Raw genomic sequence first — 25,150 nt, forward strand, 5'->3', positions numbered from 1 at the left:
AGAAAATAAACAGAAATAAAACTTATGAAAGCATACGTATTTCCTGGACAAGGAGCACAATTTACCGGAATGGGTAAAGAGTTATATGAGAATTCACCTTTAGCAAAAGAACTATTCGAAAAAGCCAATGACATTTTAGGATTTCGCATTACAGACATCATGTTTGAAGGTACTGCCGAAGAACTAAAAGAAACCAAAGTAACGCAACCTGCTGTTTTTTTACATTCGGTTATTTTAGCTAAAACCTTAGCTGATTTCAAACCAGAAATGGTAGCTGGCCACTCTTTAGGAGAATTTTCAGCTTTAGTTGCCAATGGCACTTTATCTTTTGAAGACGGATTAAAATTGGTTTCACAAAGAGCTTTAGCCATGCAAAAAGCCTGTGAAATTACTCCATCAACTATGGCAGCAGTATTGAATTTAGAAGACACAATTGTAGAAAATATTTGTGCTTCTATTGATGGTGTTGTAGTAGCGGCTAATTACAACTGTCCTGGACAATTAGTAATTTCGGGCGAATACAAAGCAGTGGAGCTAGCTTGTGAAAAAATGAAAGAAGCAGGTGCAAAACGTGCGTTAATTTTGCCAGTAGGTGGTGCTTTTCATTCCCCAATGATGGAACCAGCAAGAGAAGAACTAGCAGCCGCAATTGAAGCGACTACTTTCTCTACTCCTATTTGCCCTGTGTATCAAAATGTAACGGCGAACGCCGTTTCTGACCCAGCTGAAATTAAGAAAAACCTAATCATTCAGTTGACAGCTCCAGTAAAATGGACACAATCGGTTCAACAAATGATTAAAGATGGTGCAACAAGCTTTACTGAAGTTGGCCCCGGAAAAGTTTTAGCTGGTCTAATTGGAAAAATTGACAAAGAAGCAATTACTGCTAATGCGTAAATAAAATGTGTTCAAAAATAAAAATCCCAAACTACTCGTTTGGGATTTTTATTTTAATTGAACTAAGAATATGATTAACTTCTAATTTTTTGTTCCCATTTCCAAGCACTTGCCATAGCTTCTTCAAGAGTGAATTGTGCTTTCCATCCCAAAACCGTATTAGCTTTATCAGTATTGGCATACGCTTCTGTTATATCACCTTCTCTACGCGCTACAATTTTATACGGTAATTTTTGTCCACTTACTTTTTCAAAAGCATGAATCACTTCCAAAACCGAACTTCCTGTCCCTGTTCCTAAATTAAAGGTTTCTACTTTATCTTGATTTTTCTTATTCAATAAACGTTGCATTGCAATAACATGTGCTTTTGCCAAATCTACTACATGAATATAATCGCGAATCGCCGTTCCATCTGGAGTAGGATAATCGTCTCCATAAACGGATAATTCTTGACGTAATCCAATTCCAGTTTGCGTAATAAAAGGCACTAAATTTTGCGGAACTCCCAAAGGTAATTCTCCAATTTCAGCTGAAGGATGAGCGCCTATTGGATTAAAATAACGCAGTAAAACAGCATTAACATTGGTAACTTTAGCGGTATCTATAATAATTTCTTCTCCAATTTGTTTTGTATTACCATAAGGAGATAGCGCAGTTTGAACCGATGAATCTTCGGTAATAGGCATTTTTTCGGCTTGACCGTAAACCGTACAAGACGAACTAAAAATAAAATTAGCGGTATGATTTTTCTCCAATTCTTGTAGAATATACACTAACACATTAATGTTATTTTCATAATACAACAATGGATTGCCTACACTTTCCCCAACCGCTTTAGAGGCTGCAAAATGAATAACACCTTCAATATCAGTATGGCGTTTAAAAAAATCTTGTACTTTATTTTTGTCGCGTAAGTCTAATTGTTCAAAGGCAGGAACTTTACCCGTAATATTTTGAATTCCATCCAAAACAGACAATGAAGTATTGGATAAATTATCAATTATAATGACTTCAAAACCTTCGTTTTGAAGTTCTACAACTGTATGTGAACCAATAAATCCTAACCCTCCTGTTACTAGTATTTTCATTTGCTTTTTGGGTATTGCGCCTATTTATTTAAAAACTCTAAAATACTATCTGTGATGAATTTAATCTGTTCATCGTCTAATTCTGTATGCATAGGTAACGAAATCACTTCTTTTACTAATTGATTGGTAACTGGGAAATCTTCCTCTTTATAGCGTGCATCAGCATAGGCTTTTTGACTGTGTAGTGGAATGGGATAATATATAGCACATGGGATTCCCTTATCTAATAAATATTGCATCAAACCGTTTCTGTCGGCATCAATAATTCGCAACGTATATTGATGAAAAACGTGACAATCACAGATATCACAAATACTAGGCGCGATAATGTTTTTATGACCTTCTAAAGCTGCAGTGTATTTTCTTGCGGCGTTTTGTCTTGCTTTATTGTATTGATCCAACAAGGGTAATTTTGCATTTAGCACAGCTGCTTGAATACTATCCAATCGAGAATTTACCCCCACTACATCGTGATGGTATCTTTCATACATTCCGTGATTAACAATTCCGCGAAGTGTATGTGCTAATGCATCATCATTAGTAAAAATTGCTCCTCCATCACCATAACAGCCTAAATTTTTAGAAGGAAAGAAAGAAGTGGCCCCCACATGACCTATCGTTCCCGCTTTCTTTTTTGTACCATCAGAAAATTTACAATTGGCTCCAATGGCCTGCGCATTATCCTCAATAACATATAAATTATGTTCTTTGGCTAAAGCCATAATGGCTTCCATATTAGCGGCACGACCAAACAAATGAACCGGTACAATGGCTTTCGTTTTAGGAGTAATTGCTTTTTTAATTTTGTTAATGTCGATATTCATATTGTGCATCTCTACATCGACCAAAACAGGTGTTAATTGCAACAAAGCAATTACTTCAACCGTTGCAGCAAAAGTAAAATCAGCCGTAATAACCTCATCCCCTGGTTGTAAACCTAAGCCCATCATCGCAATTTGCAAAGCGTCGGTTCCATTTGCACAAGGGATAACATGTTTTACACCTAAATAATCTTCTAACGATTTTTGAAACGAATGAACTTGAGGCCCGTTGATGTAAGTAGTTGTATCTAAAACTTCTTGAATAGAAGCATTAACTGTCTCTTTTATCGCATCATATTGACTTTTCAAGTCAACCATTTGAATTTTTTTCATTTACTTTTTATTTAATGATTGGAAAATTTTGAGTTAAAATTCCAATTAAATTGCGTCTATTCGTAAAACGAAAAACAAAAATAGGCATTTAAAAAGTTCCAACCAATCAAAATAAAATAAAGAAACTGTATTTTAGCACCAAAATATCGGGTATGCTTTTAATTTATAGTGTAATTGTTTCAATAGCAGGGCTATTATTACAAATCTTTGCTTTTTTTATACCAAAGATTAATCTTTTTGTTACTGGAAGAAAAGACGTATTCTCAACCTTAAAATCCAAAATCAAACCCGACGACAAAACGATTTGGTTTCATGCTGCTTCATTAGGAGAATACGAACAAGGATTACCCGTGATTGAAAAAATGAAGGAGAACCACCCCAACCATAAAATCATCGTTAGCTTTTTCTCTCCTTCTGGTTATGAAGTTCGCAAAAACAACACCGTAGCAGATGCAACCGTTTATTTACCTTTAGACACGATGAAAAATGCTAAAAAATTTATTCAGTTAGCACATCCTGACTTGGTGTTCTTCATTAAATATGAATTTTGGCCTAATTATTTAAACGAATTAAAAAAACAACAAATACCTACCTACCTGATTTCAGGTATTTTTAGAGAAAAACAGGCTTTCTTTAAATGGTATGGTGGATTTTACAGAAAAGCGTTGGAAGCATTTACTTACTTTTTTGTGCAAAACGAAAGTTCATTACAACTACTTCATCAATTAGGCAAAAACAATGCGGTAGTTTCTGGAGACACACGATTTGATAGAGTAGCAACTATTCTAGAAAAAGACAATACATTGGATTTTATTGAAACATTCAAAAACAATACAACAACTATTGTGATCGGAAGTTCATGGCCAAAAGACGAAGAATTACTTCTAAATTTCATTAATTCTAGTCCCACTAACTGTAAATACATTATTGCACCACACAATATTAAGCGAGAACAAATTCAACAATTAAAAACAAACTGTGTTAAAAAGGTCGTCTTTTTCTCAGAAAAAGAAGATAAAAATCTTGCTGATTATAATGTCTTTATTATTGATACTATTGGAATTTTAACTAAAATATACAGCTATGCCGATATTGCTTATGTGGGTGGTGGATTTGGACATCCCGGCGTTCATAACATCCTAGAACCTGCTACCTTTGGTATCCCGATAATTATTGGCCCCCATTATTCTCATTTTGCCGAAGCTATCGACTTAGTTGACCTGAAAGGATGTATCACCATAAATAACCAAACAGAACTCAATAAATCATTAGAAAATTTAATTGCAAATACATCTGAACGAATTAAAATGGGTAAAATTTGCGCACAATTTGTACAAAAAAATAAAGGTGCTGTGAATCAAATTCTCAAATACATCTAGGGCTCAATAATTTTCCTTTTTTTGAATATACATAGGGTATTTTCTCAATTAGAAGTTCTTTTGACCAAAAAATAACACTATTAGCGAATATTATTTAAAAAAAAAATGAAAAAATATTTTACATATTAAAAATTTTATATCTTTGCCACGAATTAATAATTAACCTTTTATAATAAAGTAAGATGAAAAAAGTATTTTTAAGTTTAGCTGTTGTTGCTGTATTAACTGTTGTATCTTGTAAAAAAGCTGAAGCTCCTGCTGAAGAAGTAGCTGCTGATACTACTGCTGTAGCTGTTGATTCTGCTGCAACTGATACTGCTGCTGCTGCTGTTGATTCTGCTGCTGCTCCAGTTGATTCTGCTGCTGCTGCAAAGTAATTAAATTACGACACAGAAAAAATTAAGCCGTACACATAGTGTAACGGCTTTTTTTATTTAATAAAGTTGAATCCAACGTATTTTTAATCCGAAAAAACGACATCATTGACCGAAAAATCAAGTACATCAGATTGTCCAGCATATTTCACAATTTCATCAATTCCTTTTTGAAGCCGCAACTCGGTCGTGTATTTTCTACTAGTTGCAAAATGCACACCATCCAAAAGTAGTTTAAAATAAAACTTCCCTTTAGGCGATTTAAATTTTAAGAATGTAACTAAATCAATATTGGCCTTAAATTTTTCAATAGCTTCTTCTCCTTCAAATTTCAATTCGTAACTCAAACTTGTAAAGATTGTTTTTCCTTTTCTAGAAGCAAATACAAACTTATATTCGTCGTTAAATCGTTTTGTAATTACAAAAGTCCCCATGTTCTATACTATTCTAAAAACCACATCTATCGTTTTATCTATAAAAATAAAAAAAGCCTCTTCAATTGAAGAGGCTTTAGTACTCAGAGCGGGACTTGAACCCGCACGAACATTGCTGTTCACTGGATTTTAAGTCCAGCGTGTCTACCAATTTCACCATCCGAGCATTATATGGTCTTGTTGGAGCGAAAAACGGGGCTCGAACCCGCGACCTCGACCTTGGCAAGGTCGCGCTCTACCAACTGAGCTATTTTCGCATTTTCAATTCTTATGAAAGAATCGCGATACTTGTTCTGTATTGCGGATGCAAATTTAATACATTAATTCAATTACACAAGCCTTTTCTTTAAAAAAATAGCCCCAAAAAGGTAATCTTCTGATAACGTAACCTTTAAAATCAAAACTATTTTTTAGTCAGCATTCTTTTTATTTCATTCAACTTCATCAAAGCTTCCATTGGCGTAATGGTATTGATATCTAAATTTAGAATTTCTTCTTTAATTTCTTCTAAAAGCGGGTCATCTAAATTGAAAAAACTCATTTGCATTTCTTCTTTAATTTCTTTGATGCCATTAAGCGCCTCATTTGAATGGTTCTTCTCTAATTTCTTCAATAGCTTTTGCGCTTTCAAAATTACAATTTGAGGCATTCCTGCCATTTTAGCTACATGAATACCAAAACTATGCGCACTTCCTCCTTTAACCAGCTTTCTAACAAAAAGAACGGTATCTTTCAATTCTTTTACTGCCACATTAAAATTCTGAATTCTCGGCAACGATTCACTCATTTCATTCAACTCATGATAATGTGTAGCAAACAACGTTTTAGGCTGCGTAGGATGTTCATGCAAAAATTCAGCGATAGCCCAAGCAATCGATATTCCATCATAAGTACTTGTTCCTCTTCCAATCTCGTCTAAAAGCACCAAACTTCGGTCTGAAATATTGTTCAAAATAGAGGCCGTTTCATTCATTTCAACCATAAAAGTCGACTCGCCCATCGAAATATTATCACTTGCTCCTACTCTGGTGAAAATTTTGTCTACAATTCCCATTCGTACGCTCTCTGCCGGAACAAAACTTCCCATTTGAGCCAAGAGCACAATCAAAGCAGTTTGACGTAAAATAGCCGATTTACCCGACATATTAGGTCCCGTAATCATAATCAACTGCTGTGTTTCTCTATCCAAAAATACGTCATTAGAAATGTAAGGTGTTCCCACAGGCAATTGTTTCTCAATCACAGGATGTCTTCCTTCTTTAATTTCTAATTCATACGAATCATCAATTTCTGGACAAACATATTTATTTTCAATTGCCAATTGGGTAAATGAACACAAACAATCCAATTGCGCTATCAAATTGGCATTCATTTGAACCGGTTTGATATACGTACCAATCCATTGTACTAATTGTTCAAATAATTCGGATTCTATTTTGTGGATTTTCTCTTCAGCTCCCAAAATTTTCGTCTCGTATTCCTTCAATTCTTCGGTAATATATCGTTCTGCGTTTACCAAAGTTTGTTTGCGAATCCATTCCTCAGGCACTTTATCTTTGTGCGTATTTCTGACCTCAATATAGTACCCAAAAACATTATTGAACGAGATTTTCAAAGAAGAAATTCCTGTTCTTTCAGATTCCCTTTTTTCAATTCCTTCTAAAAACTCTTTCCCCGAAATAGAAATAGCGCGCAGATCGTCTAATTCGGCATTCACACCTACCGCAATCGCGTTTCCTTTGGCAATAGCCACAGGAGCTTCTGGATTCAGCGTGGTTTTTATTTTTTCACGCAACAAATCACAGCTATGCAAACTATCGCCAATTACTTTAACCGCTTCTTGTGGACTTTGTAAAGCCAAAGTTTTAATAGGAAGTATAGCGTCTAATGATTCTTTTAAATACACAACCTCGCGTGGCGATACTTTTCCTGTCGCAATTTTCGAAATCAAACGTTCTAAATCTGAAATTTGTTTGATTTGCGATTGTATGTTTTTTAAAATTTCTTGATTGTCTTTCAAATACGCCACTACTTGATGGCGACTTTGAATTTTAGCAGCATCTTTTAATGGCAAAGCCAACCAACGTTTTAACAAACGCCCTCCCATTGGAGAAAGCGTTCTGTCAATCACATCTAGTAAAGTAACTGCATTCGGATTATAACTGTGGTACAATTCTAAGTTACGAATCGTAAAACGATCCATCCAAACGTAGGCATCTTCAGCGATTCGTTGAATAGACGTAATATGTTGTACTTTGTTGTGCTGTGTTTCAGACAAATAATACAAGATCGCACCCGCAGCGATTATTCCTTCTTTCAATTCTTCAATCCCGAAACCTTTCAAGGAAACTGTTTGGAAATGTTTCGTCAAGGTTTCAAAAGCATAGTCTTCTTTGTACAACCAATCTTCTAAATAAAAACTATGATAATCCTCCCCAAAAGCAGCTTTGAAATCATTTTTATTATTTTTTGGAACTAGAACTTCGCTCGGACTAAAATTTTGCAACAATTTATCAATATACTCCACATTCCCTTGAGCAGTAAGAAATTCTCCTGTAGATACATCTAAAAATGAAATCCCAATGTTTTTATTGGTAAAATAAATTGAGGCCAAAAAATTATTGACTTTGGCTTGCAACACCTCATCATTCATCGAAACACCCGGTGTAACAAGCTCCGTAACCCCACGTTTCACGATGGTTTTAGTCATTTTTGGATCTTCTAATTGGTCACAAATAGCAACACGCAAACCCGCTTTGACTAACTTAGGTAAATAGGTATTAAGAGAGTGATGAGGAAATCCTGCCAAAGCCGTTTCGGTTTCAGAACCAGCTCCTCTTTTGGTCAATATAATTCCTAAAATTTTTGAAGCTCGAATCGCATCTTCTCCAAATGTTTCGTAAAAATCTCCTACTCGAAACAACAAACACGCATCAGGGTATTTTGCCTTGATTTCGTTGTATTGTTTCATTAAAGGAGTTTCTTTTACTACTTTCTCTTTAGCTGCCAATTTATTTTTTTTAATCGATTAAAATATGTGAGCGAATTTATAGATTTTATAGCGAATAATAAACTGTTCTAAAGTTTTATCTATTTTTAAGGGAATTTTATGATTTAGTTTTACATTTTTTTTTAGCTTTGTTATTTAAATTTTAATTAAATAAATTATGAAAAGAATAATTATCTTAGCCTTGTTAGTATTAGGATCTGTGGCTTCAAATGCTCAAGAAACCAAAAAAATCACTGCAAAAACTGCTAAAGTAGATGGAGCAGGAATGGTTTTTGCAAACGAAGTAATTGATTACGGTACAATTAATCAAAATGCTGATGGAAAACGCGAGTTCGTATTTACTAATAATGGTAATGCCCCTTTAGTAATTACTAATGCACAAGGTTCTTGTGGTTGTACAGTACCTTCTAGTCCAAAAGAACCTATTGCTCCTGGAGCAAAAGGAGTTATTGGTGTAAAATATGACACTAATAGAGTGGGGCCATTTACAAAAACAGTTACTATTTCATCAAACGCAGCAGGTCAACCAACTAAAGTTTTAACTATTAAGGGGAATGTTGTAGCGGCTGCAGCAAAAAGCTAATTTTATTTCAAAATAAACACAAAAGCTTCCTACTTTCACGGAAGCTTTTTTTTTACCTACTACTTCTGACTACTATGAGAAAATTAGAAAACAGCGAACTCGACAGAAAATCAATTGAAGATTTTAAAAAATCAGCAAAAACACCTTTGATTTTGATTTTGGATGACATTCGCAGTTTACACAATATTGGTTCTGTTTTTAGAACTGCAGATGCTTTTTTAATTGAAAAAATCTACCTGTGTGGTATCACTGCTACCCCACCTAATAAAGAAATTCATAAAACCGCCCTTGGCGCTACTGAAACTGTAGCTTGGGAACATGCCGAAAATGTTTTGGATGTTATCCAAAAACTAAAAGCAGAAAAAATTCAGACTTTTGCAATCGAACAAGTCGAAAGCGCTATTTTTCTTCAAAATTTTGAAGTTGAAAACAATCAGAAATATGCGCTGGTATTTGGCAACGAAGTTTTTGGGGTAGCCCAAGAAGCCGTAGCCCTTTGTGATGGCGCTATTGAAATCCCGCAATTAGGAACAAAACATTCTCTAAATATTTCCGTTAGTGCAGGGATTGTTGTTTGGGATTTGTTTAAAAAATTACATTTTTCAAAATAAGTAGAACCAATTTACTGAAAATACTATATTTATAGCATGAAGAAAAGAAACACCCCACTCTTCTTAGCACTTCTTATATTAATTGGAATCCAAATAGGTTATTCCAAAAGTATCTCTTTGGATCCCCCCATCAAAAAATCAACCTCTATAGCAGCTCCCACAATAACCGCAACAGGAAACACAGCCTATTGCCCTCTTACTCAAACTAAAATTGCAACAACAGTAACTATTACTCATGATGTTGCCGACCCTACAACCGAAGCCGTTTATATTCAAATTGCTGGTGGCTATGTAATTGGAACTGACCAATTACTATTAACTAATACTAGCTCACACCCTACGATTACCTCGTCCTGGAATGCAACAGAAGGAAAACTAACCTTATCGAGTCCTATAGCAGGAACACCTGTTAATTATTCTGAATTTGAAGCGGCAATTAAAGATGTTGCCTACTACAATTCCTCTCCTAATCCATCTGGAACTCGGAGCTTTTCTATTTCTTTAGGGAATGGACAAGCTAATTATTTACCAAGAAATGGCCATTATTACCAATATTTCCCAAGTTTAGGTATTACTTGGTCTGATGCCAAAACGGCCGCTTCATTAAAATCATTTTACGGCTTACAAGGGTATCTAGCCACTCTTACCGCAGCTGACGAAGCTCAATTAGCGGGAAAACAAGCTCCTGGAACAGGATGGATTGGTGCAACAGATGAAGCTGTCGAAGGAGTATGGAAATGGGTAACTGGTCCTGAAGCAGGCACTATTATGTCGTATGCAAACTGGAATGCAGGCGAACCTAATAACGCTGGAGATGAAGACTATGCACACATCACTGCGCCAGGAGTTGGATTTCCTGGATCGTGGAATGACTTATCTAATACAGGAGCATCTAGTGGTTCCTACCAGCCCAAAGGCTATATTGTAGAATACGGAGGGATGCCCGGAGATCCTACACTGCAGCTTTCAGCCAGTACCACACTTTCAATTGCAGCACAAATTACTGCAACCAATCCAGCTTCAAATTGTGGACCAGGCAGTGTAACACTTAGCGCAACAGCTTCTTCTGGAACAATTAGTTGGTACAATACCAGTACAGGAGGAACTGTATTAGGAACTGGAACAAATTACACTACTCCTACACTCAGTAACACTACTTCTTACTATGTAACAACATCAGAATGTACTGTAAGAACAGAAGTTAAAGCAACAATAATATCCCTACCTAATTATCCGAGTACTACTAATTCTATTTCGTATTGCTTAAACAATAGTGCAACACCTTTAACCGCAACTGCTGAAGCAAATAGCACGCTCAATTGGTACACAGTAGCTAGCGGAGGAACTTCAAGTGCTACCAGTCCTACGCCTACAACCTCCTCTAGCGGAATTACTAAATATTATGTTAGTCAAACCAACACACTAACAACTTGTGAAGGACCGCGTGCCGAAATTACAGTTATTATTAACGCATTACCAACTACTCCTGGTGTAGCTCCCATTTCCTATTGTTTACATGATATCGCAACACCTTTAACAGCCACTGCTGATGCAAATAGCACGCTCAATTGGTACACAGTAGCTAGCGGAGGAACTTCAAGTGCTACCAGTTCTACTCCTATAACCTCCTCTAGCGGAATTACTAAATATTATGTCAGTCAAACCAACACACTTACAGCTTGTGAAGGACCGCGTGCCGAAATTACAGTTACTATTAACGCATTACCAAACACTCCCAATGTAACTCCGGTTGCCTATTGTTTAAATACTACTGCCATACCTTTAACTGCAACTGCTGATGCAAATAGTACACTTAATTGGTATACTATGTCAAGCGGTGGAACTTCAAGTGTTATCAGTCCTACTCCTATAACCTCCTCTAGTGGAATTACTAAATATTATGTCAGTCAAACCAACACATTTACAGCTTGTGAAGGACCGCGTGCCGAAATTACAGTTACTGTTAACGCTTTACCAACAGTAAATGATATTACAATTACGCAATGTGACACTGATTTAATTTCGGATGGAAAAACATCTTTTAATTTAACAGTAAATAATAATCTGATTTCTTCCAATTATACAAACGAAACTTTCAAATATTACACCTCGTTAAATGGAGCGATTAACGATATAGCAGCTGACTTAATCACAAACGAATTGGCTTTTGAAAACACCACACCTACATCAATGAACATTTGGACTAGAATAAGTAATTCCTACGGTTGTCATAGCGTGAGTAAAATTACCTTAAACGTTCCTACTGCTAATTTTCATCCAGCAACAAATTTTACCTATTCTGTTTGTGATGATTTTTTAGACGCCAATGGTAACGACACAGCTAGCAATAGTAATTCGGATGGGATCGCGAGTTTTGATCTTTCTCCATCTAAAGCAATTATCTTATCTCAATTACCTTCAAACCAAACCTATACCATTAATTACTACAGAACTCAAGCAGATGCCTTGTCGCAAACTAATGCCATTTCAACAATTACCAACTACAGAAATATTGGATATCCCAATTTTCAAACGCTTTGGATCCGAATAGAAAGCAATTTGGATAATAGTTGTGTAGGATTAGGTCCATACATCAACTTGAACGTAGAAAAATTACCCAATATTGAGCTCAATTCAACCAATTTAATTTGTTCAGATAATCCAACATTTTTCGTCACTTTAGACCCTGGTATTTTAGATGGCTCCTTGCCTAACAATTACACTTATAATTGGGCAAAAAACAGTGTCAATCTAAACACCATAACTCCAACTCTAGGCGTAAATTCTGAAGGAAATTATACTGTTCAAGTGACTAATTCAGCTTCTTGTAGCGCTACTAGAACTATAACAGTTACCGCATCAAACAAAGCAATCATTACCCAAATAAATATAACCGATCTAACGGATATAAATACAGTCACAGTAAATGCTTCTGGACAAGGCGATTATGAATACAGTATAGACTACTTAAATGGCGTTTGGCAAGATTCTAATTTTTTTACTAATGTCCCTGGAGGTATTCATCAAGTTGTAGTCAATGATAAAAAAGGATGCGGATTGGTTTCTAAAGAAATTACTGTATTAAGTATTCCAAAATTTTTTACCCCCAATAATGACAGCTATAATGATGTATGGATTGTAAAAGGAATGGAATCCTATCCAAATTCAGACCTCAAAATTTTTGACCGTTACGGAAAATTAATCAAAGAATTAACTCCAGGAAGTACAGGTTGGGATGGCAGTTTTAATGGGCAAGAACTTCCATCTTCTGATTATTGGTTTGTTTTAAAATTAGACCCAACAAGTCAAGAAAAAAGAGGGCATTTTTCATTAAAAAGATAACTTTTTATGAATTTATTTTATTTTGAATTTCACTCAAAATGAAAAGATAATCTTCATGATTTTTGACAAAATCACGATCCGAAACATCAATGATTAAAATATTCAAATCCGTTTGTGATTTGATGTAATCCAAATAACCTATGTTGATTTTGTCCAAATACTCGGCAGGAATTTCTTGTTCGTAACTTCTGCCACGCTTTTTAATGTTTTGCAACAATCGCTCTGAGTTTTGGTACAGATACACATACAAATCCGGCTTAGGCATTTCTTTATAAATGATGTGAAATAGATTGCTGTACAATCTATATTCATCATCCGCCAAAGTAATTTTTGCAAAAATTAAGGACTTAAAAATATGATAATCGGCCACAATAAAATCTTTGAACAAATCAAATTGCGACAAATCATCCGACAATTGTTTGTACCTATCGGCCAAAAAAGACATTTCTAACGGAAAAGCATATCGGTTTTGGTCTTTATAAAATTTAGGTAAAAACGGATTGTCTGCAAAACGTTCTAAAACGGACTTAGCATTAAAATCTTCTGCTATTTTAGTTGCCAAAGTAGTTTTTCCAGCCCCAATATTTCCTTCAAAAGCCACATAATTAAACTGTTCCAAGCTAACTTTTCGCAACGGACTTTCTAAACTTTGAACAGCTACACACTCACTTTTATCATCAGTAGCAGACAGCATCTCCGCAACCGTATTATTCAAAACGGGATGAATCCATTCCAAATTCAAATCCAACATGGGTTTCAAGACAAAATTCCGCTCCTGCATCAAAGGATGAGGAACCTGCAGATGCTCTGTTTTAATAATTTCACTGTCAAATGCAATAATATCAATATCAATAACACGAGATTGATAGCCTAATACTTCTTCTCTCACGCGTCCCATCTGCTGCTCAATTTGCAAGATTTTTGACAAAATTGTGGCTGCCGAATCAAAGGTATGCACTACAATAGCCGCATTGTAAAAATTATCGCTATCAAATCCCCAAGAAGGTGTTTCATACACTTTAGAAACCTTAACTACTGTAGCTACCTCATGATGAATCAATTGCAAACATTGCTGGATGTTTTCCAATCGATTCCCTTGATTAGTTCCTATAGATAAAACGACCTGATGCTGTGATTTCATAATGGCTGCAAATTAACTAAAAGAATGTTATATTTGTGTGAGGTGTTAATAACTAAATTTCGATTTTAAAAAATGAAAATCTGTAACATTTTAACACCGATGACTACTCATTAGAAAAATAAATTAGTATGAAGTTTTTAGGAAATGTATTGGCTACCATTGTAGGTATTTTTGTTTTCACGATGTTATTCTTTTTCGGAATCGTACTTATTGGAGTCCTTTTTGGTGGCGAAGAAGAAAGCGTTACTGTCAAAGAAAACTCGGTGATTGAATTGAATTTAGGGGAAATCCACAATGACTATGCTGGAAAATATTCTGACCCATGGGTAACGGCTTTTTCAGATAAAGAGCACATCGGATTGACAGATATCATTGATGCAATCGAAGCTGCTAAAACCGATGACAATATTAAAGGAATTTCCATTTTAAACAACAATTCTTCTCTTGGAATGGCACAAAGTAAAGCCGTTAGAGATGCTTTGGAAGATTTTAAAAAATCAGGAAAGTTTGTTATGGCGTATGCCAATACTTATTCACAAAAAGAATACTATCTGAATTCGGTTGCCAATACTATTTATCTCAATCCTGTGGGTGATTTAGATTTCAAAGGATTGTCTTCGGACTTATTATTTTTCAAAGATTTCCAAGATAAAACAGGTATCAAAATGGAAGTAATTCGCCACGGAAAATACAAAAGTGCCGTGGAGCCTTTCTTGGAAAATAAAATGAGTGACGCCAACAGAGAACAAATTACAGCCCTATTGAATTCGATTTGGAACTCAGTAGTAACTGATATTGCCAAAAGCCGAAACCTATCTGTTCAAAAACTGAACGAAATTGCAAATGGCCTTTTAGCTCGAACTCCAGAAATGGCGAAAGCACAAAAATTAGTAGATGTCGTAGCGTACGAAGATGCATACCATAACGCCATTAAAAAATTGCTCAAAGTCAATACTAAAGACGAATACGAAAAAGTTTCAATAGCTGATTATACGCGTAAATTTAACACTACATCTATTCCTTCGGATGCTACAGATGAAATTGCGATTATTTATGCGCAAGGCGAAATTCAAAGCGGAGAAGGCGATGTCAATATTATTGGCGAAGGGGCGATGCGTCGTTCAATCAACGAGGCAAGAAACAACGACGATGTAAAGGCGGTTGTTCTTCGCATTGATAGCCCAGGTGGAAACGCCTTGACTTCTGATTTGATTTGGAGAGAAATTGAATTGACTAAAAAAGTAAAACCCGTTGTCGTTTCCATGGGAAATTATGCGGCTTCCGGAGGGTACTATATTGCATGTAATGCCACCAAAATTTTTGCAGAAAACAATACCATTACGGGTTCTATTGGTGTGTTTGGAATACTGCCTAATTTTAGCGGCTTAACCAATAAAATGGGGATTCATTCTGAACAAGTAAAAACGCATGAGAATTCAGGAAACTACAATCCATTTGCACCAATAGACGAAAAATTCAAAGCCGTGACTACAGAAGGTGTAGAACAAATTTACAAAACCTTTGTTTCTCACGTGGCTCAGGGACGTAAAATGACTTTTGCACAAGTAGATGCTATTGCACAAGGTAGGGTTTGGACAGGTTCAGACGCTATCAAAATTGGATTAGTAGATACAATTGGAGGCTTAAACGATGCCATACAAGAAGCGGCTCGTTTAGCAAAAATTACATCCTACACCACTCAAAATTATCCTGAATACAAGAAAAATTTTGAAGATTTATTCGAGAATTTACCTTTTGCTAAAACCAAAGAACGTTTGATTAAAGAAGAAATTGGCGAGGAAAATTATAAAGTAATGGAAGAAATCAAACGCGTTCAAAGCTACAAAGGAATTCAGGCTCGAATGCCATTTGAAATTAACATTCAATAAATAAAAAATTATTTAACAAAAGGTGAGGATGTCCTAAAAAAGGATTTTGTCATTCCGAATTTATTTCGGAATCCAATAAATTATTCAATTACAAGAAGAAACTGAAACAAGTTCAGTTTGACAAGAATAGAACTTTTAGGACATCCCCATTACTGTTTTTTTATACCTCAATTTTGACCACATAGCCTTCGGAACTTCGAATATTAAAAACAGTTCCGCCTTCAAAAAGCAAATATTGTCCTTTGATTCCAATTAGTTTCCCTTGAAAATTAGGTGTTTTATCCAAACTCAAACTAGTCACTTTGCTAGGATATTCCAAAACAGGATACTGCATCTCATACAAATCAATTTTCTGATTGTAAAAATACTCCTGAACTTCGGTGGGAATTAAATGTTCTACTTTCAATCGTTCTGCAACTAAATCAATCGTCTCAAAAGTATTCGTCAACATTTTTCGCCAATTGGTTTTATCGGCATAATGATTTTTCAAAGCCACCTCAGTGATTCCTGCCAAATACCGATTAGGCACCTCAACAATGGCAATTGCCTGACTTGCTCCTTGGTCAATCCAACGCGTAGGCATTTGTGTTTTTCGGGTTACTCCTACTTTCACTTCGCTTGATAAAGCCAAATAGACAATATGCGGTTGCAATTGTACTTTTTCTTCATAAGCCAAATCGCGATCTGCAATTCCGAGATGAGCCGTACTCAATTCGGGTTTCATAATCCAATCTCCCACAGCCGGACTAGAATAAAAACAATCATAACAAAATCCTTGTCGGAATATTTTTTTCTTCTTCCCACAATTCAAACATTGAAACCCTACAAAATTGATTTCCATTGGTTTACCCAATAGTTGGTTTACATTCAAAAAGCTGTCTTCAAAAACAAGATAATACTGGATTGGCGCTCCAAATTCAGTTTGCATTTTGGTTAATACCCCTTCGTAAGTCATAGCATTTATGATTGTTGATTAACGATTGATGATTTCAAATTTGAGGTGTGATTTCTTTGTTTTTTATTGCTTTACCTCTAAATCAAGCTCCAATATTTATAAGAATAGATTTTTATACAAAAAAACACTATTTTTGATACAGCCGCAAAGTTAGTATTTGTCATTCTAAAATCAGCATTCTAAAATCATAAATTGCTATGCCCATACCCATCATTAATTCCATTGCTTCTTGGGTTTTAAAGCAACGGATTCATCAAATCGAATTGTTCTTAAAGTACCCCAATGAGGTACAAGAAGAGCTATTGATGAATTTGATTCGGAGAGCAGAGAATACGGTAATTGGAGCTCAATACGATTTTAGTTCGATAACCTCTTACACTACCTTTTCAGAGCGAGTTCCAGTTTCCAGTTACGAAGATTTACAACCCCTAATTGAACGTACGCGCCAAGGCGAACAAAACGTTTTTTGGGATGCCCCAATTAAATGGTTTGCCAAATCAAGTGGGACTACCAATGCCAAAAGTAAATTTATCCCCGTAAGTAATGATGCGTTAGAAGACTGTCATTACAAAGGAAGTAAGGACTTGTTGTGTTTGTATTTGAACAACAACGAAGCATCGGAAATGTTTTTGGGAAAAAGCCTTCGCTTGGGCGGAAGCTCTCAAATCTATGAAGACAAGGATACTTTTTTTGGCGATTTATCGGCTATATTAATTGAAAATATGCCTATTTGGGCTGAATTTAGCAGTACGCCCAGTAATAAAATTTCGTTGATGAGCGAATGGGAAACCAAGTTAACTGCTATTATCAATGAAACCAAAAACGAAAATGTAACCAGTTTTGCGGGAGTTCCTTCTTGGCTTTTGGTCTTAATGAATCGATTATTAGAAGAAACAGGCAAAGGGAATTTATTAGAAATTTGGCCTAATTTAGAAGTCTATTTTCACGGTGGAGTTAGTTTTGAACCCTATCGCGAACAGTATAAAAAACTACTTCCAAAGTCTGATTTTAAATACTACGAAATATACAATGCCTCTGAGGGTTTCTTTGCCATTCAGGATTTGAATGATTCTAGCGATTTATTATTAATGTTAGACTACGGGATTTTTTATGAGTTCATTCCGATGGATACTTTTGGCACACCCAATCAAAAAATAATCCGTTTGGCAGAGGTGGAATTGTTTAAAAATTATGCAGTGGTGATTACTACTAATTCAGGATTGTGGCGTTATTTAATAGGCGATACCGTTCGTTTTACTTCCCTAAATCCCTATAGAATTCGTGTTTCGGGCAGAACCAAACACCACATTAACGTTTTTGGCGAAGAACTCATGGTTGAAAATACCGATCAGGCTATCGCCAAAGCATGTCAACTCACCCAAACGGAAGTGGTAGATTATACCGTCGCTCCTATTTTTATGGATGGCAAAGAAAAAGGCGCTCACGAATGGATGATTGAGTTCAAACAAAATCCAACCGACATTGCACAATTTCAAAAGATATTGGACGATACTTTGCAAAGCCTCAACTCTGATTATGAAGCCAAACGGTACAATAACATGACCCTAAATCCTTTGGTTATTAATATAGCGCGCCCACATCTGTTTTATGATTGGCTCAAAGAACGAAATAAATTAGGCGGCCAACACAAAATTCCTAGATTATCGAATCAAAGAGAGTATTTGGAGCAGTTGAAAGGGTTACAGAGCCACTAAAATGCTATACTAATAGCAAAAAATTACTTAATAGGTACAGATTATAAATCTGTGCTATTGGGTTGAAAGTAATAGATTATTTTAAATAGTGAAAATGTTAGTCATAAAAATTAATAGCCCAAAATCAGTTTATAATAAAATATCTCGAATTTTAGGGTTAATTCCAACATCTGAATTAATTGATTGGGAGTATGAAATTGTTGATAATTCAGTGCGAAAAGTATTCGAAATATTGAATAATAAAATTGTATTGCTTAATGATATTGGAATAAAAAATGAAGATGTAACTATATGGTTATATTATGAATATGAAGGACAATGTAACATAGAGTTTTCAGCAAATGACTTATTACAATTAAGCAAACTAAATATTAATTTATGCATAAGTTGTTGGCAATAAACACCTTAATATTTTATCTCCACTTTTTTATTTCTTATAAATTTCTTTGTCAATATGGAGCATCTCTGTAATTAATTTTTGAAACTATGAGGAATAACTATATAATAATATTAATAATTTTAGTCTTTCTATCCTGTAATAAGGATAAGGAAATTTGTAAATTGCTTAACAGCAATGAAAAAGATGAAATAATTGAAGGGGCATTTGAAGCTGCAAATTCTGGAGATAGTAAATATATCCCTTTATTATTGAAAAATGCAAATGATGCTAGACGTTCAACTAATTTAAAATTTAAAGGATATAGTGTTTATCAAGCTAAAATGTTGGCTATAAAAAGAATTTCTAAAAAAGAGCCTTCAAGAATTATAAGTAGAAAACCAGATTCTTTGGTAATAAAATACTATATATTATTATTCTCAAAATCTGAAAGATAATGGTTACTAGTAATTATTAATATATTAAAATTTAGTGATGTTTTACAATTATTATACGGATTTATAATTTATGCCTAATACAATAAATTTAGATCGGTACGTAAACTATTTAATTATGGTTTATCATTAAATTGCAATCTGCACATCCTTATATAAAAACCAAGCCCAACATAAAGTTGAGCTTTTATAATTATAATCAATCGAATTGCTATTCTTCCATCATATCAATATGGCGGTCGTGGTAGCCTAACAGGTACAAAACTCCATCCAATCCTAAACTAGAAATTGAAGTAGCGGCATTTTCTTTTACCGTAGGTTTGGCATGGAACGCAATTCCTAAACCTGCTAAATTCAGCATCGGCAAATCATTGGCACCATCCCCCACTGCAATAGTTTGGTTAATATGAATTCCTTCTTTATCCGCAATGGCTTGAAGGTATTCGGCTTTCTTTTGTCCATCGACAATTTCGCCTAAGTATTTACCCGTTAATTTTCCGTCTTTGATTTCCAATTGGTTGGCATGAACATAATCAATTCCCAACTCCTTTTGCAAATACTCTCCAAAATAAGTAAACCCACCCGATAAAATAGCCGTTTTGTAACCGTAGTATTTCAAAGCTCTCATCAAACGGTGCGCGCCTTTAGTTATCGGTAAATTAACCGCTACGTTATGCAATACTTCTTCGCTTAACCCTTCTAGCAAAGCCATGCGTTTTTTGAAGCTTTCTTTAAAATCAATCTCGCCATTCATTGCTGATTCGGTTATGGCTCTCACTTGTTCGCCCACGCCGGCTAAATCAGCTAACTCGTCAATCACTTCAGTTTGAATTAAGGTCGAATCCATATCAAAACACACCAAACGGCGGTTTCTGCGGTACATATTGTCTTCTTGGAACGAAATATCGACATCCAAGGTTCTAGAAATTTCCATGAAACTAGCTGTCATCGCTATTTTATCTTCAATAATTCCGGTCACTGCTAATTGCACACAAGAACGCGGATACTCTTCTTTCTCCACTACCGAAGTACGACCTGTTAAACGAATAATCGAATCAATATTCAAATGTTGGTCTGACATGATTTTGGTTACCGCAGCGAGTTGAACCGCCGTTAGTTCTTCGCCTAAAATATTGATGATATAGCGTTGCTTGCTTTGTGCTTTTACCCAATTTTCATAATCGGGAATAGAAATCGGAATAAACTTCACTTTAATTCCTAACTCATACCCCTTAAATAATAAATCTTTCAAAACAGGTCCTGAAGAAGACCCCGCTTTGACTTGAAATAAAATTCCTAATGAAAGGGTATCGTGAATATCGGCTTGACCAATATCCAAAATAACGGCATCATAGGTTGCCAATATAGAAGTCAAACCCGCTGTTACACCTGGTTTATCTTGACCCGAAACTTTCAACAAAATAATTTCTTTATCTTCTATGGTCATTTGTAGTGTTGTTAGTTAGAAAGGCAAAAATCGACATTCTATCGCTGATAAAAAAGAATAATGTTTGATTTTTCAGTGTTTGTAACAAAAAAATATTTCGTCCCTACGGGACTTTTTATAATCCAATACTGTTTTCATTACCACTATTTTGTCCCTACGGGACAGTTTCTGGAAAATAAATTGAAGTAAAACTTTTTATTTTATTACTACTTCCAAAAAATCCCGTTAGGGATGCAATTTGGGTATTCAATATAGCGCCCCTACTCCAATGTCTCGTAGGGACAACATTTAAAAAAGTAGTAATTCATAAAGCAATAGCCACAAAAAAACCTGTCTATTGTATTAGACAGGTTTTTATTATTTCTGAGAAAACTTTTAAGAAGCTATTTCCAATCGCTTCAATAAATTTTTATTCAGGGTTTCTTTAGCATATTCTAAATCAATCGCCAATTTTTTATCTTCAGAACTTGGTAGTTCATACATGGCATCGGTTAAAATAGCCTCGCATAACGAACGTAATCCACGAGCGCCTAATTTGTATTCCAAAGCCTTTTCAACGATAAAATCTAATGCATCATCCGTAATCGTGAATTCCACCTCATCCATCAAAAATAATTTAGCATATTGCTTAATCAAGGCATTCTTTGGCTGGGTTAAAATAGCACGCAAGGTCGCTTTATCCAAAGGATCCATGTGCGTTAAAACAGGCAAACGACCAATAATCTCCGGAATCAAACCAAAATCCTTAATGTCTTTAGGAATGATGTATTGTAGCAAATTGTCTTTATCAATATTATCCACATTTTTCGAACTACTGTACCCCACTGCTTGACGGTTCAATCGTTTCGAAATGATACGTTCTACGCCATCAAAAGCACCTCCTGCAATAAACAGAATATTTTGGGTATTCACTTCCACAAATTTTTGATCGGGGTGTTTACGACCTCCTTTTGGCGGTACATTCACCACCGTTCCTTCTAACAGTTTCAACAAGGCTTGTTGCACTCCTTCTCCAGAAACATCACGAGTTATCGATGGATTATCGCTTTTACGAGCAATTTTATCAATCTCGTCAATGAATACAATCCCTCTTTCGGCTTTAGCCACATCATAATCAGCGGCTTGAAGCAAACGCGTCAAGATACTTTCAACATCTTCCCCTACATAACCGGCTTCGGTAAGTACTGTAGCATCTACAATAGCCAAAGGAACATCCAACATTTTAGCGATAGTTTTAGCCACTAATGTTTTACCTGTTCCGGTTTGACCTACCATAATAATATTACTTTTCTCAATCTCTACCTCATCGTCTAATTGCTGTTGAATCAAACGTTTGTAGTGATTATACACCGCAACCGACATTACTTTTTTGGTTTGGTCTTGACCAATAACGTACTGATCTAAAAAAGCTCTGATTTCTTTTGGCTTTTTAAGAATTAAGTCTCCAACCAATTTCGAGCTTTCACCCGATTTTAATTCTTCTACAACAATTCCGTGTGCTTGTTCAATACACTTATCACAAATATGTGCATCAATACCCGCAATCAATAAATTGGTTTCAGGCTTTTTTCTACCACAGAAAGAACATTCTAATACTTGTTTTGCCATCTATTTTTGGAGCCCCTCCCCAGCCCTCCCCAAAAGGGAGGGAGAGAGAAACTATATTTTAAGTTAGTTGTTTTATTCCCCCTTTGGGGGTTAGGGGGCTATCTTACTAAAACTTCATCAATCATTCCGTATACTTTAGCTTCTTCAGCAATCATCCAATAATCGCGTTCGCTATCGGCGTGTACTTTTTCAAAAGTTTGTCCAGAATGGTGTGAAATAATTTTATACAATTCGTCTTTCAATTTTAACATTTCACGCAAGTTGATTTCCATATCCGTAGCTACTCCTTGAGCACCTCCTGAAGGTTGGTGAATCATTACTCTTGAGTGTGGCAATGCCGAACGCTTCCCAGCAGCACCTGCACATAACAATACCGCACCCATAGAAGCAGCCATTCCTGTACAAATTGTAGCTACATCTGGTTTGATGTATTGCATGGTATCATAAATTCCTAATCCAGCATACACACTTCCTCCCGGAGAATTCAAATAAATCTGAATATCTTTAGAAGCATCTGCACTTTCTAAGAATAACAATTGCGCTTGCACAATGTTAGCAATTTGGTCATCGATTCCTGTTCCTAAAAAGATAATTCTATCCATCATTAATCGTGAAAACACATCCAATTGAGAAATATTCAATTGACGTTCTTCAATGATATAAGGAGTCATATTTTTTGGAGTCATTGCCCCTACGATTTTATCGTAATACATAGCGTTTACCCCTTGGTGCTTTGTAGCAAATTTTCTAAATTCTTTACCGTAGTTCATTTTTCTTAGTTTAAAAAGTTTAAAAGTTTAAAAGTTTAAAGTACTCAACAAGAACCTTAGCTTAAAACAAAATAAAGAGCGCCAAAAGAAATTCTTTTGACGCTCAAATATACTCAATTTTTTAGAATTTATTCTCCGTATGAAGCAGCAATAAATTCTTCGTAAGTAACTTCTTTTGTAGTTGGGTTTGCTTTTTCTTTGAAAACTTCCAATAATTTAGCAGCAACCACTTGGTCAGACAAACGTTTTACCTCGTCTTGATTTGATAAAACTCTAGCTACAATTCCTTGAACTTCTTCGTCAGTAGGATTGGTTTGTCCAAATTGTGCCATTTGTTGTCTGATGGCATTTGAAGTAAATGATTTCAAATCTTCAAACGTAATTTGGATATTGCTTTGAGCCAAAGCTTTTCCTTCAATCAATTGGAAACGCAATCCTTTTTCAGAACGAGCGTATTCTACTTCAGCTTCTTCAGCAGATAATTTTTTCTCACCAACAGTTTGCAACCATTTTTTCAAGAATTCAGCTGGCAAATCAAACTTCGTGTTATCAATTAAAAACTCTGTTACATCACCTAATAATTTTTGGTCTGCTTGTTGCGCAAATTGGCTTTCAGCATCTTCTTTTATTTTTGATTTTAAATCTTCTAATGAAGTTACAACTCCTTCACCAAATAATTTATCAAACAATTCTTGGTTCAATTCAGCTAATTCAGTTGAGTTGATTGACTCAATTGTAAAGTCAACATCTACTGCTAAAGAATGCACCTCATCGTGTCCCACTTTAAGGTAGTCCATCAATTGGTGATCGTCTTCAAATAAACCTTTAGTATTTACAGTTACTACATCACCTACTTGTTTTCCGATGAATTTTTTAGCTGTTTTTTTATCTTTAAAAACATCTAACGATAAAACCGTTTTATTGCTGATTCCTTTATCTTCATTTGAAAAAGTTCCTGTTACATCACAACCTTCAGCTACTACTTCTTGAGGAATCGCTTTACCAAATTGTTTTTGGATACGCGCAACCTGACCATCGATTAATTTATCATCTGCTTTAACGATGTACTTGATGATATTGTTTTTTGCTTCTAAATCAAGAGTGAAATCTGGTACTAAACCTATTTCGTATTCGAATACCAATTCCTCAGCATCCCAATCTAAGTCTTCATTTACTTTAGCTAATGGAGTACCTAAAAGTTGTAATCCTTCAGATTGAATGAAACGTTCAAGAGCTAAATCAACTACTTTCTTTACTTCTTCTTTCTTTATTGCTTTACCGTAGTGCTTTTCAACAAGATCTTTTGGCGCTTGTCCTTTTCTAAATCCTTTTATTGTAGCTAAAGGCATTTTTTCATTGATTCTTTTTGCTACTTGTCCTTTGTAATCCATATGAACTACAGTCATGACAATTGTTTCATTTACAGCGTCTATAGCTACTCTTTTGATATCCATCTCGTTCTTTAATTTACATAATAAAATTGGGTTGCAAAATTATAAAATTTTTACAACCCAAACAAGTTTTTAATTCAATCTAAAAATAGGGTAAATACAGTGCTTAAAAGCGGTATCTATTTAGATCCTCCCGTAATTTTGTACATAATAGATTGTGAAATAGACAGGATGATACTAAACAAGGTTGCTGTCCAAAACGAATCTACATGAAATCCTCCTACAATCTTGGTACACACCAAAATTAATATCCCATTAATTACAATTAAAAATAGACCTAAAGTAAAAATGGTAAAGGGCAACGTAAAAAATACTAAAACAGGTTTGATAAAAGCGTTTAATAATCCTAAAACTACCGCCACAATCAAAGCGGTAACTACCCCATCTACACGAACCCCTTTCATAAAATAAGACAAAACCAACACCAAAAGGGCGGTAACTACTATTCTAATTAATAACTTCATAACTTTT

The 25,150-nt window shown here is 35.2% G+C and carries 21 protein-coding genes and 2 tRNA genes; 10 read left to right on the top strand and 13 right to left on the bottom strand.

Features of this window, described 5'->3' with window-relative positions:
• Nucleotides 1-24 precede the first annotated feature (24 nt).
• Nucleotides 25-897: an ACP S-malonyltransferase gene (fabD, locus tag MG292_RS01135; RefSeq protein ID WP_264534523.1), complete on the top strand. Its 873-nt coding sequence runs from the start codon at nucleotides 25-27 to the stop codon at nucleotides 895-897.
• Nucleotides 898-971: 74 nt separating this feature from the next.
• On the opposite strand, the gene galE is transcribed toward fabD, so the two are convergent.
• Together galE and MG292_RS01145 are read right to left on the bottom strand one after the other, a co-directional pair.
• The gene (gene galE / locus MG292_RS01140; protein WP_264534522.1) at nucleotides 972-1,985 is read right to left on the bottom strand and encodes a UDP-glucose 4-epimerase GalE; all 1,014 of its coding nucleotides are present in this window, start codon (nucleotides 1,983-1,985) and stop codon (nucleotides 972-974) included.
• Nucleotides 1,986-2,005: 20 nt separating this feature from the next.
• Nucleotides 2,006-3,139 carry a DegT/DnrJ/EryC1/StrS family aminotransferase gene (locus MG292_RS01145; protein ID WP_264534521.1) on the bottom strand — a complete coding sequence of 378 codons (1,134 nt, stop codon included), beginning with the start codon at nucleotides 3,137-3,139 and terminating at the stop codon, nucleotides 2,006-2,008.
• A gap of 152 nt (nucleotides 3,140-3,291) precedes the next feature.
• Between MG292_RS01145 and MG292_RS01150 the strand changes: the two genes are divergently transcribed.
• On the top strand, nucleotides 3,292-4,518 hold the full coding sequence (locus tag MG292_RS01150) for a 3-deoxy-D-manno-octulosonic acid transferase (protein ID WP_264534520.1): 1,227 nt from the start codon (nucleotides 3,292-3,294) through the stop codon (nucleotides 4,516-4,518).
• 182 nt (nucleotides 4,519-4,700) lie between these two features.
• Nucleotides 4,701-4,895 carry a PG1828 family lipoprotein gene (locus tag MG292_RS01155; protein WP_264534519.1) on the top strand — a complete coding sequence of 65 codons (195 nt, stop codon included), beginning with the start codon at nucleotides 4,701-4,703 and terminating at the stop codon, nucleotides 4,893-4,895.
• An 83-nt stretch (nucleotides 4,896-4,978) separates the two neighbouring features.
• Here the strand turns inward: MG292_RS01155 and MG292_RS01160 are convergent, their stop codons facing one another.
• The 4 genes from MG292_RS01160 to mutS form a co-directional block, all read right to left on the bottom strand.
• A complete protein-coding gene (locus tag MG292_RS01160) occupies nucleotides 4,979-5,326 on the bottom strand; it encodes a DUF1508 domain-containing protein (RefSeq protein WP_264534518.1) in 348 nt (115 codons plus the stop codon).
• An 80-nt stretch (nucleotides 5,327-5,406) separates the two neighbouring features.
• A tRNA-Leu gene (locus MG292_RS01165) sits at nucleotides 5,407-5,492 on the bottom strand.
• Between the two features lie 15 nt (nucleotides 5,493-5,507).
• Nucleotides 5,508-5,583 (bottom strand) — tRNA-Gly (locus MG292_RS01170).
• Between the two features lie 146 nt (nucleotides 5,584-5,729).
• Nucleotides 5,730-8,336 carry a DNA mismatch repair protein MutS gene (gene mutS, locus MG292_RS01175; RefSeq protein ID WP_264534517.1) on the bottom strand — a complete coding sequence of 869 codons (2,607 nt, stop codon included), beginning with the start codon at nucleotides 8,334-8,336 and terminating at the stop codon, nucleotides 5,730-5,732.
• Between the two features lie 157 nt (nucleotides 8,337-8,493).
• Here mutS and MG292_RS01180 point away from each other — a divergent pair, with 157 nt between their 5' ends.
• The 3 genes from MG292_RS01180 to MG292_RS01190 all read left to right on the top strand — a co-directional run bounded on the left by MG292_RS01180 (nucleotide 8,494) and on the right by MG292_RS01190 (nucleotide 12,872).
• Nucleotides 8,494-8,919 (top strand): DUF1573 domain-containing protein, encoded by a 426-nt coding sequence (locus MG292_RS01180; protein ID WP_264534516.1) that lies wholly within the window; start codon nucleotides 8,494-8,496, stop codon nucleotides 8,917-8,919.
• 74 nt (nucleotides 8,920-8,993) lie between these two features.
• The gene (locus tag MG292_RS01185; RefSeq protein ID WP_264534515.1) at nucleotides 8,994-9,530 is read left to right on the top strand and encodes an RNA methyltransferase; all 537 of its coding nucleotides are present in this window, start codon (nucleotides 8,994-8,996) and stop codon (nucleotides 9,528-9,530) included.
• Nucleotides 9,531-9,566: 36 nt separating this feature from the next.
• The gene (locus MG292_RS01190) at nucleotides 9,567-12,872 is read left to right on the top strand and encodes an Ig-like domain-containing protein (protein WP_264534514.1); all 3,306 of its coding nucleotides are present in this window, start codon (nucleotides 9,567-9,569) and stop codon (nucleotides 12,870-12,872) included.
• 4 nt (nucleotides 12,873-12,876) lie between these two features.
• On the opposite strand, the gene folK is transcribed toward MG292_RS01190, so the two are convergent.
• Entirely contained in the window at nucleotides 12,877-14,013 is a 1,137-nt protein-coding gene (folK, locus tag MG292_RS01195) for a 2-amino-4-hydroxy-6-hydroxymethyldihydropteridine diphosphokinase (protein ID WP_264534513.1), read from the bottom strand.
• Nucleotides 14,014-14,141: 128 nt separating this feature from the next.
• On the opposite strand from folK, the gene sppA reads away from it, so the two are divergent.
• Nucleotides 14,142-15,902 carry a signal peptide peptidase SppA gene (sppA, locus tag MG292_RS01200; protein ID WP_264534512.1) on the top strand — a complete coding sequence of 587 codons (1,761 nt, stop codon included), beginning with the start codon at nucleotides 14,142-14,144 and terminating at the stop codon, nucleotides 15,900-15,902.
• A 160-nt stretch (nucleotides 15,903-16,062) separates the two neighbouring features.
• Here the strand turns inward: sppA and MG292_RS01205 are convergent, their stop codons facing one another.
• Nucleotides 16,063-16,857 (bottom strand): DUF2797 domain-containing protein, encoded by a 795-nt coding sequence (locus tag MG292_RS01205; RefSeq protein WP_264534511.1) that lies wholly within the window; start codon nucleotides 16,855-16,857, stop codon nucleotides 16,063-16,065.
• Nucleotides 16,858-17,054: 197 nt separating this feature from the next.
• Here MG292_RS01205 and MG292_RS01210 point away from each other — a divergent pair, with 197 nt between their 5' ends.
• From MG292_RS01210 to MG292_RS01220, 3 genes are all read left to right on the top strand, one after another.
• Nucleotides 17,055-18,572 carry a GH3 auxin-responsive promoter family protein gene (locus tag MG292_RS01210; RefSeq protein ID WP_264534510.1) on the top strand — a complete coding sequence of 506 codons (1,518 nt, stop codon included), beginning with the start codon at nucleotides 17,055-17,057 and terminating at the stop codon, nucleotides 18,570-18,572.
• Between the two features lie 94 nt (nucleotides 18,573-18,666).
• Nucleotides 18,667-18,972, top strand: a complete 306-nt coding sequence (locus MG292_RS01215) for a DUF4279 domain-containing protein (protein WP_264534509.1) — start codon at nucleotides 18,667-18,669, stop codon at nucleotides 18,970-18,972.
• Between the two features lie 86 nt (nucleotides 18,973-19,058).
• On the top strand, nucleotides 19,059-19,406 hold the full coding sequence (locus tag MG292_RS01220; RefSeq protein WP_264534508.1) for a hypothetical protein: 348 nt from the start codon (nucleotides 19,059-19,061) through the stop codon (nucleotides 19,404-19,406).
• Nucleotides 19,407-19,614: 208 nt separating this feature from the next.
• On the opposite strand, the gene serB is transcribed toward MG292_RS01220, so the two are convergent.
• From serB to MG292_RS01245, 5 genes are all read right to left on the bottom strand, one after another.
• The gene (serB, locus tag MG292_RS01225; protein ID WP_264534507.1) at nucleotides 19,615-20,850 is read right to left on the bottom strand and encodes a phosphoserine phosphatase SerB; all 1,236 of its coding nucleotides are present in this window, start codon (nucleotides 20,848-20,850) and stop codon (nucleotides 19,615-19,617) included.
• Nucleotides 20,851-21,225: 375 nt separating this feature from the next.
• The gene (gene clpX, locus MG292_RS01230; RefSeq protein WP_264534506.1) at nucleotides 21,226-22,458 is read right to left on the bottom strand and encodes an ATP-dependent Clp protease ATP-binding subunit ClpX; all 1,233 of its coding nucleotides are present in this window, start codon (nucleotides 22,456-22,458) and stop codon (nucleotides 21,226-21,228) included.
• A 98-nt stretch (nucleotides 22,459-22,556) separates the two neighbouring features.
• Nucleotides 22,557-23,228: an ATP-dependent Clp endopeptidase proteolytic subunit ClpP gene (gene clpP, locus MG292_RS01235; RefSeq protein WP_264534505.1), complete on the bottom strand. Its 672-nt coding sequence runs from the start codon at nucleotides 23,226-23,228 to the stop codon at nucleotides 22,557-22,559.
• Between the two features lie 128 nt (nucleotides 23,229-23,356).
• A complete protein-coding gene (locus MG292_RS01240; protein WP_264534504.1) occupies nucleotides 23,357-24,682 on the bottom strand; it encodes a trigger factor in 1,326 nt (441 codons plus the stop codon).
• A 116-nt stretch (nucleotides 24,683-24,798) separates the two neighbouring features.
• Nucleotides 24,799-25,143 carry a phage holin family protein gene (locus MG292_RS01245; RefSeq protein ID WP_264534503.1) on the bottom strand — a complete coding sequence of 115 codons (345 nt, stop codon included), beginning with the start codon at nucleotides 25,141-25,143 and terminating at the stop codon, nucleotides 24,799-24,801.
• Nucleotides 25,144-25,150 lie beyond the last annotated feature (7 nt).

The organism is Flavobacterium keumense (assembly GCF_029866485.1).
In the GTDB taxonomy this organism is placed as follows: domain Bacteria; phylum Bacteroidota; class Bacteroidia; order Flavobacteriales; family Flavobacteriaceae; genus Flavobacterium; species Flavobacterium keumense.

Coding starts and splice junctions, on each gene's coding strand:
- fabD (WP_264534523.1), top strand. CDS start 25: ATGAAAGCATACGTATTTCCTGGACAAGGAGCACAATTTACCGGAATG.
- galE (WP_264534522.1), bottom strand. CDS start 1,985: ATGAAAATACTAGTAACAGGAGGGTTAGGATTTATTGGTTCACATACA.
- MG292_RS01145 (WP_264534521.1), bottom strand. CDS start 3,139: ATGAAAAAAATTCAAATGGTTGACTTGAAAAGTCAATATGATGCGATA.
- MG292_RS01150 (WP_264534520.1), top strand. CDS start 3,292: ATGCTTTTAATTTATAGTGTAATTGTTTCAATAGCAGGGCTATTATTA.
- MG292_RS01155 (WP_264534519.1), top strand. CDS start 4,701: ATGAAAAAAGTATTTTTAAGTTTAGCTGTTGTTGCTGTATTAACTGTT.
- MG292_RS01160 (WP_264534518.1), bottom strand. CDS start 5,326: ATGGGGACTTTTGTAATTACAAAACGATTTAACGACGAATATAAGTTT.
- MG292_RS01180 (WP_264534516.1), top strand. CDS start 8,494: ATGAAAAGAATAATTATCTTAGCCTTGTTAGTATTAGGATCTGTGGCT.
- MG292_RS01185 (WP_264534515.1), top strand. CDS start 8,994: ATGAGAAAATTAGAAAACAGCGAACTCGACAGAAAATCAATTGAAGAT.
- MG292_RS01190 (WP_264534514.1), top strand. CDS start 9,567: ATGAAGAAAAGAAACACCCCACTCTTCTTAGCACTTCTTATATTAATT.
- folK (WP_264534513.1), bottom strand. CDS start 14,013: ATGAAATCACAGCATCAGGTCGTTTTATCTATAGGAACTAATCAAGGG.
- sppA (WP_264534512.1), top strand. CDS start 14,142: ATGAAGTTTTTAGGAAATGTATTGGCTACCATTGTAGGTATTTTTGTT.
- MG292_RS01205 (WP_264534511.1), bottom strand. CDS start 16,857: ATGACTTACGAAGGGGTATTAACCAAAATGCAAACTGAATTTGGAGCG.
- MG292_RS01210 (WP_264534510.1), top strand. CDS start 17,055: ATGCCCATACCCATCATTAATTCCATTGCTTCTTGGGTTTTAAAGCAA.
- MG292_RS01215 (WP_264534509.1), top strand. CDS start 18,667: ATGTTAGTCATAAAAATTAATAGCCCAAAATCAGTTTATAATAAAATA.
- MG292_RS01220 (WP_264534508.1), top strand. CDS start 19,059: ATGAGGAATAACTATATAATAATATTAATAATTTTAGTCTTTCTATCC.
- serB (WP_264534507.1), bottom strand. CDS start 20,850: ATGACCATAGAAGATAAAGAAATTATTTTGTTGAAAGTTTCGGGTCAA.
- clpX (WP_264534506.1), bottom strand. CDS start 22,458: ATGGCAAAACAAGTATTAGAATGTTCTTTCTGTGGTAGAAAAAAGCCT.
- clpP (WP_264534505.1), bottom strand. CDS start 23,228: ATGAACTACGGTAAAGAATTTAGAAAATTTGCTACAAAGCACCAAGGG.
- MG292_RS01240 (WP_264534504.1), bottom strand. CDS start 24,682: ATGGATATCAAAAGAGTAGCTATAGACGCTGTAAATGAAACAATTGTC.
- MG292_RS01245 (WP_264534503.1), bottom strand. CDS start 25,143: ATGAAGTTATTAATTAGAATAGTAGTTACCGCCCTTTTGGTGTTGGTT.